At 73.1% G+C, this 15,002-nt stretch carries 15 protein-coding genes; 4 read left to right on the forward strand and 11 right to left on the reverse strand.

From position 1 onward, the window contains the following. Positions 1-6: 6 nt before the first annotated feature. Positions 7-834: an enoyl-CoA hydratase family protein gene (locus ACFWBW_RS22475; protein WP_385375032.1), complete on the reverse strand. Its 828-nt coding sequence runs from the start codon at positions 832-834 to the stop codon at positions 7-9. 240 nt (positions 835-1,074) lie between these two features. On the opposite strand from ACFWBW_RS22475, the gene ACFWBW_RS22480 reads away from it, so the two are divergent. Then, the gene (locus tag ACFWBW_RS22480) at positions 1,075-1,494 is read left to right on the forward strand and encodes an ATP-binding protein (RefSeq protein ID WP_385375034.1); all 420 of its coding nucleotides are present in this window, start codon (positions 1,075-1,077) and stop codon (positions 1,492-1,494) included. Between the two features lie 31 nt (positions 1,495-1,525). Here the strand turns inward: ACFWBW_RS22480 and argF are convergent, their stop codons facing one another. From argF to ACFWBW_RS22505, 5 genes are all read right to left on the reverse strand, one after another. Then, positions 1,526-2,536: an ornithine carbamoyltransferase gene (gene argF / locus ACFWBW_RS22485; RefSeq protein ID WP_385375036.1), complete on the reverse strand. Its 1,011-nt coding sequence runs from the start codon at positions 2,534-2,536 to the stop codon at positions 1,526-1,528. 106 nt (positions 2,537-2,642) lie between these two features. Next, positions 2,643-3,872: an arginine deiminase gene (locus ACFWBW_RS22490; RefSeq protein WP_385375038.1), complete on the reverse strand. Its 1,230-nt coding sequence runs from the start codon at positions 3,870-3,872 to the stop codon at positions 2,643-2,645. Between the two features lie 118 nt (positions 3,873-3,990). Beyond that, entirely contained in the window at positions 3,991-4,458 is a 468-nt protein-coding gene (locus tag ACFWBW_RS22495) for a hypothetical protein (RefSeq protein WP_385375040.1), read from the reverse strand. A 201-nt stretch (positions 4,459-4,659) separates the two neighbouring features. Next, entirely contained in the window at positions 4,660-7,242 is a 2,583-nt protein-coding gene (locus ACFWBW_RS22500; RefSeq protein ID WP_385375042.1) for a polynucleotide kinase-phosphatase, read from the reverse strand. Further along, positions 7,239-8,759, reverse strand: coding sequence for a 3' terminal RNA ribose 2'-O-methyltransferase Hen1 (locus ACFWBW_RS22505; protein ID WP_385375044.1), 1,521 nt, complete (start codon positions 8,757-8,759; stop codon positions 7,239-7,241). The genes ACFWBW_RS22500 and ACFWBW_RS22505 overlap by 4 nt, the downstream gene beginning before the upstream one ends. A 68-nt stretch (positions 8,760-8,827) precedes the next feature. Between ACFWBW_RS22505 and ACFWBW_RS22510 the strand changes: the two genes are divergently transcribed. Together ACFWBW_RS22510 and ACFWBW_RS22515 are read left to right on the forward strand one after the other, a co-directional pair. After that, on the forward strand, positions 8,828-9,073 hold the full coding sequence (locus tag ACFWBW_RS22510) for a hypothetical protein (protein ID WP_385375046.1): 246 nt from the start codon (positions 8,828-8,830) through the stop codon (positions 9,071-9,073). 141 nt (positions 9,074-9,214) lie between these two features. After that, entirely contained in the window at positions 9,215-9,637 is a 423-nt protein-coding gene (locus ACFWBW_RS22515) for a hypothetical protein (protein WP_385375048.1), read from the forward strand. Here the strand turns inward: ACFWBW_RS22515 and mmuM are convergent. Together mmuM and ACFWBW_RS22525 are read right to left on the reverse strand one after the other, a co-directional pair. Continuing rightward, positions 9,624-10,535, reverse strand: a complete 912-nt coding sequence (mmuM, locus tag ACFWBW_RS22520; protein WP_385375050.1) for a homocysteine S-methyltransferase — start codon at positions 10,533-10,535, stop codon at positions 9,624-9,626. The two genes, ACFWBW_RS22515 and mmuM, sit on opposite strands and share 14 nt — an antisense overlap. A 14-nt stretch (positions 10,536-10,549) precedes the next feature. Then, complete coding sequence (locus ACFWBW_RS22525) at positions 10,550-11,473, reverse strand: LLM class F420-dependent oxidoreductase (protein WP_385375052.1); 924 nt, start codon at positions 11,471-11,473, stop codon at positions 10,550-10,552. A 203-nt stretch (positions 11,474-11,676) separates the two neighbouring features. Between ACFWBW_RS22525 and ACFWBW_RS22530 the strand changes: the two genes are divergently transcribed. Further along, positions 11,677-11,964, forward strand: coding sequence for a hypothetical protein (locus tag ACFWBW_RS22530; RefSeq protein ID WP_385375146.1), 288 nt, complete (start codon positions 11,677-11,679; stop codon positions 11,962-11,964). Between the two features lie 352 nt (positions 11,965-12,316). On the opposite strand, the gene ACFWBW_RS22535 is transcribed toward ACFWBW_RS22530, so the two are convergent. The 3 genes from ACFWBW_RS22535 to ACFWBW_RS22545 all read right to left on the reverse strand — a co-directional run bounded on the left by ACFWBW_RS22535 (position 12,317) and on the right by ACFWBW_RS22545 (position 14,502). Then, complete coding sequence (locus tag ACFWBW_RS22535; protein ID WP_385375054.1) at positions 12,317-12,802, reverse strand: DUF6099 family protein; 486 nt, start codon at positions 12,800-12,802, stop codon at positions 12,317-12,319. A gap of 124 nt (positions 12,803-12,926) precedes the next feature. Then, positions 12,927-13,319 (reverse strand): nucleotide pyrophosphohydrolase, encoded by a 393-nt coding sequence (locus ACFWBW_RS22540; protein ID WP_385375056.1) that lies wholly within the window; start codon positions 13,317-13,319, stop codon positions 12,927-12,929. Beyond that, positions 13,312-14,502: an ATP-binding protein gene (locus tag ACFWBW_RS22545; protein WP_385375058.1), complete on the reverse strand. Its 1,191-nt coding sequence runs from the start codon at positions 14,500-14,502 to the stop codon at positions 13,312-13,314. The genes ACFWBW_RS22540 and ACFWBW_RS22545 overlap by 8 nt, the downstream gene beginning before the upstream one ends. Between the last annotated feature and the right edge of the window lie 500 nt (positions 14,503-15,002).

A 15,002-nucleotide genomic window follows, 5' to 3' on the forward strand; every position in this document is an offset into this window, starting at 1 on the left:
ATCGAACTACCGGCCCTTCCACTGGGGCGGCCGCTTCCCGGTGAAGGCCGCGTGGAACTCCCGGTAGTCCTCGCCGTTCATGAGCAGGGCCTGGGTGTTCGCGTCGAGTTCCACCGAGGCGGCGAGCGGCATGTCCAGCTCGGCGGTCAGCAGGGCCTTGGTCTGCGCGTACGCGAGGGCCGGACCGGCGGCGAGGTGCGCGGCGAGCTCCGCCGCGCGCACGGAGGCCTTGCCCTCCTCGGTGACCTCGCTGAGCAGCCCGATCCGTTCGGCCTCCGGGGCCCTGACCTGCTCCCCCAGCATCAGCAGCCGGGTGGCGTGGCCGAGCCCGACGACGCGGGGCAGCAGGTAGGCGGCGCCCATGTCCCCGCCGGAGAGGCCGACCCGGGTGAACAGGAAGGCGAAGCGGGCGGTGGGGTCGGCGATGCGGAAGTCGGCGGCGAGCGCGATGACGGCTCCGGCGCCGGCGGCGACCCCGTGGACGGCGGCGATGACCGGGAAGGGGCATTCGCGCAGGGCGCGCACGACCTGGCCGGTCATCCGGTTGAAGTCGAGGAGCTGGGCGGTGTCCATCGAGAGGGTGGCGCCGATGATCTCGTCGACGTCGCCTCCGGAGCAGAAGCCGCGCCCTTCGCCGCCGAGCACGAGGGCGCGTACGGACCGCTCCCTGGACAGTTCGGCGAGCAGGTCGCGCAGGTCGGCGTAGGCGCCGAAGGTGAGCGCGTTGAGCTTCTCGGGGCGGTCGAGGGTGACGGTGGCGACTCCGTCCCGCCGGTCCACCCGGAGGTGTTTCCAGCGTTCGGTCGCGGGTGTGGAACCGAGGAAGGGACTCACCTCCCGAAGGTATCACCGGTCCATGACTGTCGTCAGGGAAGCGCGATAACTTCTGGTCGGTGCCGGGGCCGGGGGCCACACGCACCGAAGGTCCCGACCCGCTGTGCCCGACGTCCCTTGCGATCACGCCGGGGTGCCCTACAGCGGAACATTTCCACTTCGTATCGTTGAAAGCAGGATTTCCCGCACCGCACCCCGTACGCCCCGCCCCCCGCGACCCCACGGAACGGACGGTCCCCCTTGCCCGATGCCTCCGCCTGGCGGATAGCCCTGCCGCACACGACAGCGGCCGTACCCATCGCCCGCGCCCTCGTCCGTACGGCCCTCGCCGACATCGACGCACCCGCCGACAGCGACACCGCCGAACTGCTCACCGCCGAACTGGTCGCCAACGCCGTGGAGCACACCCCCGGCGACTCCCCGATCGAGCTGGTCGTGGAACTGCTGGCGAACGGCTGCCAGGTCGAGGTCCACGACGGGGATCCGCACGCCCCCGCCGACCTGACCGCCCCCGGCCCGGACGACACTCATCCCGACCCCTGGCAGGAGCACGGCCGCGGCCTGCTGCTGATCCGGACCCTGAGCTCGGCCTGCGGCCACCGCGCCACCGCGCACGGCAAGGCCGTGTGGTTCACGCTGCCGTCCCGGCCGGCCTTCTAGCCCTCCGGCCGCCCGGCGGCCCGCCGCATGACTATGCGGCCGGCTCCCCCATGGTCGCGACGAGCACGGCCTTGATGGTGTGCAGCCGGTTCTCCGCCTCATCGAAGACGACGGAGTGCGCGGACTCGAACACCTCGTCCGTCACCTCCAGCGACTCCAGCCCGTGCCGCTCGTGGATCTCGCGGGCCACCTTGGTGCCGAGGTCGTGGAACGCCGGCAGGCAGTGCATGAACTTCACGTCCGGGTTCCCGGTGGCGCGCAGCACGTCCATGGTGACGGCGTACGGGCTCAGCGCCTCGATCCGCTCGTCCCACACCTCCTTGGGCTCCCCCATGGACACCCAGATGTCGGTCACCACGAAATCGGCCTGCCCGACACCCTCCGCGAGGTCCTCGGTGAGCGTGATCCGGGCGCCGCTGGCGGCCGCCAGCTCGCGCGCCGCTGCCACCACGGGCTCGGCCGGCCAGTAGCGGCGCGGCGCGACGATCCGTACGTCCATGCCCAGCAGCGCGCCGGTCACCAGGTAGGAGTTGCCCATGTTGAAGCGGGCGTCGCCGAGGTAGGCGAAGGCGATCCGCTCCAGGGGCTTGGCGCAGTGCTCGGTCATCGTGAGCACGTCGGCCAGCATCTGGGTGGGGTGCCAGTCGTCGGTGAGGCCGTTGAAGACGGGCACGCCGGCGTGGGTGGCGAGCTGCTCGACGGCGTCCTGCGCGTCTCCCCGGTACTGGATCCCGTCGAACATCCGGCCCAGCACCCGCGCGGTGTCCTTGACCGATTCCTTGTGGCCCATCTGGGAGCCGGAGGGGTCGAGGTACGTGGTGTGGGCGCCCTGGTCGGCGGCGGCGACCTCGAAGGCGCAGCGGGTGCGCGTGGAGGTCTTCTCGAAGATCAGGGCGACGCTCTTGCCCTGGAGGCGGCGCCGCTCGGTCCCGGCCTTCTTCTCCGCCTTGAGTTCGGCGGCGAGCTCGACCAGGCCGCGGAACTCGGCGGCGGTGAAGTCGAGCTCCTTGAGGAAACTGCGGCCGACAAGATCGGTGGCCATGGGGGGCGCTCCAGAGTCACGGTGACAGGGGATGCTGGAAGTCTATACGACGGGATGCATTGATATACAGAGCCCTCTCCCGTCCCCTGCCCCGCACCCCGGCCGGCTAGGCCACCGCGTCCCGCTCCACCGGACAGCTCATGCAGCGCGGCCCGCCCCGGCCCCGCCCCAGCTCGCTGCCCGGGATCTCGATCACCTCGATGCCCTGCTTGCGCAGGTGGGTGTTGGTCGTGACGTTCCGCTCGTACGCGACGACCACGCCCGGCTCCACGGCGAGCACGTTGCAGCCGTCGTCCCACTGCTCGCGCTCGGCGGCGTGCACGTCCTGGGTGGCCGTGAGCACCCGGATCGCGTCCAGGCCGAGGGCGGCGGCGATGGCCCGGTGCATGTGCTCCGGCGGGTGGTCGGTCACCTTCAGCTCGCTCGGCCCGCCGCCGGGCTCGATCGTGTAGGAGCGCAGCATCCCCAGGCCCGCGTACTGGGTGAACGTATCCGCGTCGACCATCGTCATCACCGTGTCCAGGTGCATGAACGCCCTGCTCTTCGGCATGTCGAGCGCCACGATCGTCTTCGCCGACCCGGCGGCGAACAGCCCGCGCGCCAGCATCTCCACCGCCTGCGGGGTGGTGCGCTCGCTCATCCCGATCAGCACGGCGCCGTTGCCGATGACCAGGACGTCGCCGCCCTCGATCGTGGAGGGGTAGTCGGCCTGCCCCTGCGACCAGGTGTGGAAGGGGCCGGAGCCGGTGAAGAGCGGGTGGTGCTTGTAGATGGCCTCGAAGTGCACGGTCTCGCGCTGCCGGGCCGGCCAGCGCATCGCGTTGATGGACACCCCGTCGTAGATCCAGGCGGAGGTGTCCCGGGTGAAGAGGTGGTTGGGCAGCGGCCCCAGCAGGAAACCGTCCAGGTCCAGGGCGTGGAAGCGGACCGACACCGGCTCCGCGTGCCGCTCCAGGAACTCCCGCTTGGTCATCCCGCCGATCAGTGCCTCGGCCAGGTCCGCCGAGGGCAGTCCGTCGAAGACGGCCCGCAGGTGGTCGGTGGCGAGCGGACCGTACTCCTTTTCGTCGAAGACCCGGTCCAGGACGAGATGTCTCGCCTCCGGGATGCCCAGGGACTCGACCAGCAGGTCACCGAAGAGGTGGACCTCCACTCCCCGGTCGCGCAGTACGTCGGCGAAGCCGTCGTGCTCCTGGCGGGCCCTGCGCACCCACAGCACGTCGTCGAAGAGCAACGCGTCCTTGTTGCTCGGTGTGAGCCGCTTCAGCTCCAGGTCGGGCCGGTGGAGGATGACGCGGCGAAGCCGCCCGGTCTCGGAATCGACATGGAATCCCATGCCGTACACGTTCGCAGACCGGGCGGCTTTTTGACGTGGCGTCGGCCCAGGGCGTCTCCAACAGGTCCGTCCCGCCGGATCCGGCGGCGGGCCCGACGGCGGGCCGGGGACCGCCGGTTCAGCGCAGGCCGAGCAGGGCCTCCGGGGTGCCGGTGAGGTCCGGGGCGATGACGCCCAGGGCGGGGGCGGTCACGTTCGGCAGCCCGTAGTTGGACGCGTCGGGCATGGTCAGCGGGGAGCCGACGAGCAGTCCCGGGGTCCGGGTGCGCACGGTGGTCGCGGGGGCGTCGAGCGAGCCCTCGCCGTCCGTCTCGGGCTTTCCGGCCAGGTTCGGCACCGGGGAGGTGAGGAGGGTGTTGCCGAGCTCGGTGCCGATCGGCACCGCCGGCAGCAGCGGGGTCGGCAGCATGTCGCCCTTGTGGAACCGGGGCGCCTCGGGCGCTCCGGCCACGGGCACCGGCACTCCGGTGGCCAGGTGCGGGACGTCCACGCCGAGCGTGGTCCGCACCGCGTCCAGGGGGACTCCCACCGGCACCGCGTCGGCCATGGCCGGGGTGGCCGCGCCTGCCGCGGCCATACAGGTCATGAGTGCCGCAATGCTTCCGCGCGCGGTCATCTTCATAGGTGACGTTCCGTCCTTCCAGGGTCGCGGACATTCCGCTGCCCTGGATGAACGATCCCGCCGGTGGTTTTCCCGGAGTTCTCCGCGAAAGTTCCCCCATACGACCTAATGCGCGGCCGTACGGGGGTCCTTCCTTGACGCCGGGCGCTGCGGCTCCAGGGGGTGTCAGAGCCTCGGGTCCACCGGCTCCGACTCCAGCGCGAGGACGGCGAAGACCGCCTCGTGGACCCGCCACAGCGGCTCCCCGGCCGCCAGCCGGTCCACGGCCTCCAGGCCGAGCGCGTACTCGCGCAGGGCGAGCGAGCGCTTGTGCCCGAGGTGGCGCCCGCGCAGCCGCTCCAGGTGGTCCGGGCGCGTGTACTCGGGACCGTAGATGATCCGCAGGTACTCGCGTCCGCGCACCTTCACCCCCGGCTGCACGAGCCGGCCCTTGCCGTCCTTGGCGTACGCCTGGAGCGGTTTGACGACCATGCCCTCGCCGCCGGCGGCCGTCAGTTCCAGCCACCAGTCGGTGCCCGCCCGTACCGAGGCCTCGTCGGCGGTGTCCACCAGGATCCGGCCGGTGCGGCGCAGCAGTCCGGTCCCGGCGGCCTCGTCGGCGGCGACGAGCCGGTCCAGCCAGAACAGCTGCTCGTCGTGGGGTACGGCCGCCAGCGAGCGGCCGGCCGCCGCCAGCAGCTGGAACGGGGCGAACCGTACGCCGTCCAGCCCGTCGGTGCTCCAGCAGTAACGCCGGTACGCCTCGGTGAACTTCGCCGCGTCGGCGGCCCGCCCGCGCTGGCGCTCCAGCAGCTCCCCGGTGTCGACGCCCCGGGCCGCGGCCGCCTCCAGGGCGGCGACGGCTTCCGGGAACACGGCGCCGGAGGCGGCGCCCACGGCGGCGTACTGGTTGCGCAGCAGGCCGCCGGACTTCAGCGACCAGGGCAGCAGTTCGCCGTCGACGAGCAGCCAGTCCGTGTCCAGCTCCTCCCACAGGCCCGCGTCGGTGACCGCCGAGCGGAGCCGGGCGAGGACCTCCTCGGTGACCTCGGCGTCCTTGAAGAAGGGCCGTCCGGTGCGGGTGTACACGGACCCGGTGGGGCCGTCGACCCCGAACCGCTCGCGGGCCGCGCCGGCGTCCTTGCAGAGCAGCACGGTGGCGCGGGAGCCCATGTGCTTCTCCTCGCAGACGACCTGGGCGATGCCGTCCTTGCGGTACTGCGCGAAGGCCTCGGCGGGGTGCTCCAGGTAGCCCTCTTCGTGCGAGGTGGCGGTCGGCGCCATGGTCGGCGGGAGGTACGGCACCAGGCGCGGGTCCACGGCGAAGCGGCTCATCACCTCCAGGGCGGCGGCCGCGTTCTCCTCGCGGACGTTGACGTTGCCCAGGTGCCGGGTCTCGACGATCCGGCGGCCGTGGACGTCCGCCAGGTCGAGCGGGCGCCCGTCCTGGCCGCCGGGCACCTCGGTGACGAGCGGCTTGACCGGCTCGTACCAGACCTTCTCGGCCGGTACGTCGACCAGTTCGCGCTCGGGCCAGCGCAGGGCGGTCATCTTCCCGCCGAAGACGGCTCCGGTGTCGAGGCAGATGGTGTTGTTGATCCAGGCGGTGTTCGGGACCGGCGTGTGGCCGTAGACCACGACGGCCTTGCCCCGGTAGTCCTCGGCCCACGGATAGCGCACGGGCAGCCCGAACTCGTCGGTCTCTCCCGTGGTCTCCCCGTACAGGGCGTGCGAGCGCACCCGGCCGGACGTGCGGCCGTGGTACTTCTCGGGGAGCCCGGCGTGGCAGACCACGAGCTTGCCGCCGTCCAGGACGTAGTGGCTGACCAGGCCCTGGATGAAGGTGCGGACCTCCTGGACGAACTCCGGCGGCTCCTTGTCGAGCTGCTCGATGGTCTCGGCGAGGCCGTGGGTCCGCTGGACCTTGGAGCCCTTGAGGTGGCGGGCGAGCTTGTTCTCGTGGTTGCCGGGCACGCACAGGGCGTTGCCGGAGCCGACCATGCCCATCACGCGGCGCAGGACGCCGGGACTGTCCGGGCCGCGGTCGACGAGGTCGCCGACGAACACGGCGGTGCGGCCCTCGGGGTGGGCGCCGTCCTCGTAGCCGAGCTTTCCGAGCAGGGTCTCCAGCTCCGAGGCGCAGCCGTGGATGTCGCCGATGATGTCGAAGGGGCCGGTCAGGTGGGTGAGATCGTTGAAACGCTTCTCCAGGACCACCTCGGCCGACTCGACCTCCTCGGGCGTGCGCAGCACGTGGACCTTGCGGAAGCCCTCGCGCTCCAGGCCGCGCAGTGAACGCCGCAGGTCGCGGCGGTGGCGCTGGATGACGGCGCGCGGCAGCTTCGCCCGCTCGGGGCGGGCCGCGTTGCGCTCGGCGCAGACCTCTTCGGGCAGGTCGAGGACGATCGCGATGGGCAGGACGTCGTACTCGCGGGCGAGCTGGACCAGCTGCCGGCGGGACTCGGCCTGGACGCTGGTGGCGTCGACCACGGTGAGGCGGCCGGCGGCGAGCCGCTTGCCCGCGATGTAGTGCAGGACCTCGAAGGCGTCCTTGCTGGCGCTCTGGTCGTTCTCGTCGTCCGCGACCAGGCCCCGGCAGTAGTCGGAGGAGATGACCTCGGTGGGCTTGAAGTGCGTGCGGGCGAAGGTGGACTTGCCCGAGCCGGTGGCCCCGATCAGGACGACGAGGGACAGGTCGGTGACGGGAAGTACGCGCTTGCGGTCGGTGGTGGCACTGGTGTCGGTGTCGGTGTCGGTGTCGGTGGTCATGCTGCCTCGCCCTCCTTCGGGGTGTCGGTGCCGGTGGTTCCGGTGGTTCCGGTGGTTCCGGTGGTTCCGGTATTCGGGCTGGTCAGGGTGAAGACGGCCATCTGGGTCGGCGGCCCCACCTCGGGGTCGTCGTCCCCGACGGGCAGGTGGGCGACCGAGTAGCCGTGCCGGGAGGCGACGTCCCCGGCCCAGGCCCGGAACTCCTCGCGGGTCCACTCGAAGCGGTGGTCGCCGTGCCGGACGTGCCCTGCGGGCAGGGTCTCCCAGCGGATGTTGTACTCGACGTTCGGAGTGGTCACGAGGACCGTGCGGGGGCGGGCCGAGCCGAACACCGCGTACTCCAGGGCGGGCAGCCGCTCGAGGTCCAGGTGCTCGATGACCTCGCTGAGCACGGCCGCGTCGTAGCCCACGAGCCGCTTGTCGGTGTACGCGAGCGAGCCCTGCGTCAGGCGGACGCGGGAGCTCTGCCGCTCCCCCATCCGCTCCAGCCGCAGCCGCTTCGCGGCGGTGTTCAGCGCCCGGACGGACACGTCCACACCGACGATCTCGGTGTACGCCGGATCCTTGAGCAGCGCCTGCACCAGCTGGCCCTGTCCGCAGCCCAGGTCGAGGACGCGGGCCGCACCGGCCGCTCCCAGCGCGGCGAGGATCGCCTCGCGGCGCAGCACGGCGAGCGGTACGGGCTTCTCCTCGGTGTCGCTGGACTCGTCGACCGCGTTGTCGAGCTCCTCCACCTCGCTGCCGTCGGCCTCGGCGAGGCGGACCAGCTCCAGCCTCTCCAGGGCGTCCTGGGTCAGCCGCTTGTGGCGGGCCAGGTAGCGGGAGGTGATCAGCCCGCTCTCCGGGTGTTCGGCGAGCCAGCCGTCCCCGGCGCGCAGCAGCTTGTCCACCTCGTCGGGGGCGATCCAGTAGTGCTTGGAGTCGTCGAGGACGGGCAGCAGGACGTACAGGCCGCGCAGCGCGTCGGACAGCCGCAGCTCGCCCTCCAGGACGAGCCGTACGTACCGCGAGTCGCCCCACTCCGGGAAGGTCTCGTCGAGCGCGACCGGGGTGGCCGTGACCGACTCCCAGCCGAGCGGGCCGAACAGCCGGCGCACGAGCTCGGCGCCGCCCCGGGCGGGCAGCACCGGGATCTCGATGCGCAGCGGGCGCACCTCGTCGGGCAGCTCCGGGCGGGCCGCGCACTGCCCCTTCAGCGCGCTGCGGAACACGCCGCTGAGCGCGACGGCCAGCAGCGAGGAGGCGGCGTAGGGGCGGTCGTTGACGTACTGCGCGAGCGCGGCGTCCGGCGTGCCGCCCTGCCCCCTGCCCTGACCGCGCCGAACGAGCGCGACGGGATCCACTTCCAGCAGCAGGCCCGCCGTGCAGCGCTCGTCCGTGGCCTCGGGGTAGAAGACGTGGGCGGTGCCGTGGGAGGTGGAGAACACCTGCGACCTGCCGGGATGCTTGTGCAGCAGGAAGCCCAGGTCGGTGGCGGGTCGCTCGGCCGTGCCGGTCGTGGAGATCGTCAGGAACATGCGAGCGATTCTTGCTGGTCACCGGTGTTGCCCGCGCCCTATTTTCCGCGGGCGCCTACCGTCGAAACATGAGCGGCATCGTCGTTGTGTACGAGCTCGACCAGCCGGTGGCGGGATCCGTCCACCGGGTGCACGCCGCGCCCACCGCCCCCGGAGGCGGCGCCGAGCGCGGCCCGCGGACCATGTGCGGCAAGGACACCTTCGCCATGGAAACGGCCGACTGGAAACCGTCCGAACATCCGGACGCCTGGTGTCCGCCGGAGTACGCCGACGCGGTGTGTCCCGGCTGTGAGGCGGTGATGGGCGAGGACTAGGGCCCGCGGCACCCTCCGCGAGTGGCGGCCCCAAGGGTGATGACGTATCCATCATGACAGGTCAGAGGGTGTTTTCGTAGGACGGACGGCACAGCCGATCTGCCTTGTTCCGGGCCTCGTTCGGCTCGCAGAATCTCCCTCATGAATCCCACGGAGAACATCAATCACGACGCCGTGCTGCGTGCCCGGGTGGCGCTCCTCGGATCGGGCACGCTGCCCGTCCGGGAGCGGGTGGCCGCCTATCGCGTCCTCGTCCAGGTGAGTCCGTTGGCCTATCTGCCGCTGCTGGCGGCCGCGTTGTTCGTGTACAGCCGTCAGGAGTTCGTGCACCGGCCCGGGATAGCGCTTGCCCTGCGCGCCGAATCCGTGGGCGCCGCACGGCGGATGTGCACGCTGGATCCCGAGGAGACCCAACTGCTCCTCACCGCACTGGTGCACTACCGCGAACAGCTCCTCCTGATGGAGCGTCCGGAGGAACTGGCCGCCGTGGAGGCCGAGATGAGCGCCCTTGTGGCCTCGGGCGGCGGATCGCCGGGCGTGCGCTGGGACCTCAGCGGAGCGTAGCCGCCAGGTCCGCGATGCGGTCGGGGCCGATGCGGCAGCATCCGCCGACGAGACGGGCGCCCGTGCGGAGCCAGTCGGCCGTGGGCCAGGGGGCGGGGGCGGCCGGGGCCTGCCAGGTCTGGGTCGCGGCGTCCCAGACCGAGCCGTCGTTGGGGTAGGCCAGCAGCGGTTTGGCGGTGACCGTGGCGGCCGCTTCCAGGGCCGGCAGGACCTCGGCCGGGTCGCAGCAGTTCACGCCGACGGCGATGACCTGCGGGGACCCGGCGGCGAGGGCGAAGGCCTCGGGCAGGGGCTGCCCGGCCCGGGTGCGGCCGCCCGCCACCGTGTAGCTCAGCCAGGCGCGGGCGCCGGTCTCCGCGAGGACGGTGAGCAGGGCTTCGGCCTCGGTGGTGTCCGGGACCGTCTCCAGGGCCAGGACGTCGGGCCCCTCGGCCAGCAGCGCCTCGATCCGGGGCCGGTGGAAGCCGGCCAGCTCGCGCACGCTCAGGCCGTACCGGCCCCGGTACTCGGAGCCGTCCGCCAGCACCGCCCCGTACGGGCCCACGGACGCGGCGACCCACACCCCGTGCCCGGCCGCCCGGGCCGCCGCGTCGGCCAGCCGCACGCTGCGCCGCAGCAGGGCCGTCGTGCGCTCGGGGCCGTGGCCGTGCCGGGCGAAGGCGGCGTACCCCACCTGGTAGCTCGCGGTGATCAGCACCTCGGCGCCGGCTCGCGCGTAGGCGGTGTGGGCGGCCGTCACCTGTTCCGGCCGCTCGGCGAGGATCCGGCCCGTCCAGAGGCCGCCGGACAGGTCGCAGCCCTGGTCGGCGAGCTGGTTGCTCAGTCCGCCGTCCAGGAGCACGGTCCGCCCGCCGGGGCCGGCCAGGGCCCCGGCGAGCGGGCGGGACGCGCGGGGCACCGTCGTCGCTCCCGTCAGCCGAGCTGGGACTGGACCCGGGAGGAGATCAGCTCCAGGTGGTCCAGATCGCCGAGGTCGAGCAGCTGGAGGTAGAGGCGGGAGGAACCGACCGCCTCGTAGGCTCCGATCCGGTCGACGACCTCGGCCGGGGAGCCTGCCAGGCCGTTGGCCTTGAGCTCCGCCACGTCGCGGCCGATGGCGGCGGCCCGCCGGGCCACCTCGGCGTCGTCCTTGCCCACGCAGACGACGAGGGCGTTGGAGTAGACGAGGTCGCCGGCCTTGCGGCCGGCCTCCTCGGCGGCCGCGCGGACCCGGCCGAACTGGCGCCGGCTGTCCGCGATCGAGGCGAAGGGCATGTTGAACTCGTCGGCGTACCGGGCGGCGAGGCGCGGGGTGCGCTTCGCGCCGTGACCGCCGATCAGGACCGGGATCTTGTCCTGGGCCGGCTTGGGCAGCGCCGGGGAGTTCTCCACCTGGTAGTGGACGCCCGTGTAGTCGAAGGTGGCGCCGGGCGCGGTGGCCCACAGCCCGGTGACGATCGCCAGCTGCTCCTCCAGCCGGGCGAGGCGCTCGGCGGGGAAGGGAATGCCGTACGCCTTGTGCTCCTCCTCGAACCAGCCCGCACCCAGGCCGAGTTCGATCCGGCCGCCCGACATCTGGTCGACCTGTGCGACCTGGATGGCGAGTACGCCGGGGAGCCGGAAGGTGCCGGCCGTCATCAGCGTGCCCAGCCGGATCCGCCGGGTCTCGCGGGCCAGGCCCGCCAGGGTGATCCAGGCGTCGGTGGGACCGGGCAGACCGTCGGCCGTACCCATGCGCAGGTAGTGGTCCGAGCGGAAGAAGGCGTCGAAGCCCAGGTCCTCGGTGGCCTTGGCGACGCTCAGGAGGGTGTCGTAGCTCGCGCCCTGCTGGGGCTCGGTGAAGATACGGAGATCCATGTCTCCATCCTGCCCTTTCGGCCCCGGCCGGGTGAATCTGAGTCAACCCGGGCGCTCCCCGCCGCCCGCGCCAGTGACCAGCCCGGATGGGGATCGTTGGCTCGGACGGAGCCGGACCGCCCGGCCCGCGCGCCGGCGGCATTCGCCGGTGCGTCCACCGCCCCCTTCCACCTCACGGAAGGGCCAGGGCCGAGGAGGCCGCCATGTCCCAGGAGTCCGCGCCGGAGACCCACCGGCAATCCCGTCAGGACTGTCAGACCGGGCAGGCAGCGCACGACCACGCACGCCAGGAGCCCGCGGTACCCGCACAGGGCGGCGCGCCGAAGGGCCTGCTGCAGCAGATGGAAGAGCTGATGGCAGCGCTGAACGCCGACCTCTCACAGCTCGACGCCGACCTCCAGTCCTCCACCGACCGCAGCCCGGGCACTGCCCTGCCCGAGGGCTGCCGCACCCCGGAGAGCGAAGACCGCCCGTCCTACCGGTCCTACTGACCGCCCGGGTCCCGTCGCGCGCGGCGGGACCCCACCGAACCACCCGGACACCGCAGCACCCGGGCCCAGCCCGCACCGGCCCACCCCGCACCACCTCAGCCACGCCAGCCCAGCCCACGCCAGCCCACCCCGCACCACCTCAGCCACGCCGGCCCAGCCCGCACCGGGCCAGCCGCGTCGGCCCAGCCCGCGCCCTCTCAGGCCACCCAGTCTCAGCCCGCATGGGCCCAGCCGTGCCGGCCCAGCCCGCACCGCCGCACCGGCCCACCCCGCACCACCTCAGCCACGCCGGCCCACCCCGCACCGGGCCAGCCGCGTCGGCCCACCCCGCACCGGCCCAGCCCGCGCCGTCTCAGGCCACGCCGGAGGCGGATCCTCGCTCGCGCACGGACATCCGCCGCAGGATCGCCCGGACCCTGTCGCTCGACTCGTCGGCCGCGTCTATCGACTCTATGCACTGCCAGTACAGACCCTCGTCGTCCGTCCCGCAGGCCACCCCGACCAGCGCTATGCCCACTTCACCGAGCAGCGCCTGAAGCCCGAGCAACGCCTGCCGGGCGTCCGTCACCTCGGTCAACTGTGCCGCTCGGGGCGGGAGATCGGGCGCATAACCTTCTCCGCGCAAAGCCGCCCGGTCGAGCACCCCGCAGCCTCTGCCCCCCGCTTCACCCAGCCCCCGTGCCTCCGCTCTCAGCTCCGGCGGCCCGGTGACCGCCAGCCAGCTCCCTATCCCCTGCGCGAGGGCCTGTGCCTGCCAGGCCTCGCCCACGATGTCCCATGCAGCCCCGCTCTGCGCCAGCGCGTGCCGGCCGGCTGCGATGAGCCGTACCGCGTCCATATGCCGTCCCCCGTCCGCACGACATCTTGCCGTTCTCTCCACTACCCAGAGTGAGGGCAACGGGCCGGTAAAGCCAGGGGTATTCGGAAATTGTGGACACCGAAGATGGTTGTGGATATCACCATCACTCCGAAGAGTGACGATCTGCCCCCGGAGCGCCCGGTACGGGAAACCTCAGCTCGTTCCGCTCGATCTTCGCGGCGAGCGCATCCAGCACATCGACCCCGAGGACCTCGCAGAACTGCAGCAGGTAGGCGAGTACGTCGGCCACCTCATCGGCCACTCTGTGTGCGGTGTCCGGCTTCTCCATGACCTTGGCGGACTGTTCCGGCGTCAGCCACTGGAAGATCTCCACCAGTTCGGACGCCTCGACGCTCAGCGCCACCGCCAGGTTCTTCGGCGTGTGGAAGGGCTCCCACCCGCGCGCCGCCGCGAACTCGGCGAGCCGCCGCTGGAGCCGGTCGATCCGCTCACCGGCCCCCTTCTCACCCTCGGTCACTCCACGCTCTTCACTCATGCACCAGGTCTACCACCGAGACCCCCGCGACCCCCCGGGCGGCCGCCGCGCAGACCTCCCCCGCCGAGGCCACCAGCCTGACCTGCCCGCGCCCGCACGCCAGTACGGCCAGCCGCAGCAGTTCGGCGCTCTGCCGGCCGTCCAGGTCCCGGTCGAAGCCGTCCGCGAGCACCGCCAGCGCCTGTCGCGCGGAGGGCAGTTCGGCCGCCGGATCCACGTCCAGGACCCCCGGCCCGGTGAGCAGCACCAGCGCGAGGGCGAGGAAGCGCAGCTCGCCTGCGCCCAGCCGGGCCAGCTCGGTGGCGGGCCTGGACGGACCGCGGTCCAGCAGGCCGGTGACCGGGCCGCCCTCGGGAGCCCGTACGTCCAGCCCTTCCACCCACCCCGCGCAGCCGGTACGGGCGGCCCCGGTCAGCAGCCCGTACCGGGTGCCGCACTCCAGGCGGGTCCGGCGCAGCACGTCGGCCAGGTTGGCGCAGTCGCCCAGCAGCCGCCCCTCCCCCGGCAGGGCCGGCTCCCGCATCCGCTCCGGGCGGGGGTCGCAGGGGAACACCGAGCGCAGCGCGACCACCACTTGCTCGGCGGCGGCCAGCACCTGCCGCTGGCCCTCGGTGGCCCCGGCCACGCGCAGCGGGAGCAGTGCGGTCCCGAGCCGGTCGTCGGGCAGCGGGGCCCGGGTGACCCCGGTGGCTCCGCCGGTCAGCCAGGCCGCTTGGACGGACCGCCGCCCGGGGTCGCGCAGTGCGGTGGCGAGGAGGACCTGCCCGCCCACCGAGAGCCGTTCGCCGACGATCCGCAGCGCGGGCTCCGCCTGGACGGCGAGGTCGAGCCGGACCGGCCCGGCGGGGCCGTCGACCGTGCAGCCGATCCGGAACCCCCGGCGCCGCTCGGCATCGGGCACCGCCCGGTCGGGGATCCGGGCCCGCGCATCGGGGAACACCTCCTCCAGGGTGGCCCCGGCACCCAGGGCGGCCAGCGCCCCGTAGGCCTCCAGCGCCTGGGACTTGCCGCTCCCGCTCGGCCCGGCGAAGAGGGTGACGGGCCCGAGCGCGAACCGCGCCCCGCGGTGCGCCCCGTAGGCGGAGAGCCGCAACTCGGTGACGGCGGGCCGCAGATGCGGGGCGCCTGCGGCGGGCTGAACCGGAGTCGGGGCCGGGGCCTTGGCCTGGGCCTGGGCCGGCACCCGGACCGGGGCTGGGGCTGGGGCTGCGCCCTGAACCGGAACCTGAGCCGAGGCCGGGCCCGGGGCCGAGGTTGGGGTTGGGGCCGGGACCGGGACCGATGCTGGGGCCGAGGCCAAGGGCAGGGCCGGAACTTGGGCCGGGGCTGAGGCCGGGACCGGAGCCGGGACCGGGACCGAGGCTGAGGCCGGGACCGGGACTGGGGCCGGGACCGATGCTGGGACCGGGACCGATGCTGGGGCCGAGGCCGAGGGCAGGGCCGGAACTTGGGCCGGGGCTGAGGCCGGGGCCGGGGCCGGAGCCGGGACCAAGGTCGAGGCCGAGGTCGAGGCCGGGACCGGGGCCGAGGCTTGGGCCGGGGCCGAGGCTTGGGCCGGAACTTGGGCCGAGGCCGGGAGTGGGGCCGGAACTTGGGCCGAGGCTTGGGCCGGGACTGAGGCCGGGGCCGGGGCCGGGGCCGGGGCTGAGGCCGGGGCAGGTGCCAGGAGCGAGGCTGAGGCCG

This window comes from Streptomyces sp. NPDC059957 (assembly GCF_042730015.1).
Classification (GTDB): Bacteria; Actinomycetota; Actinomycetes; order Streptomycetales; family Streptomycetaceae; genus Streptomyces.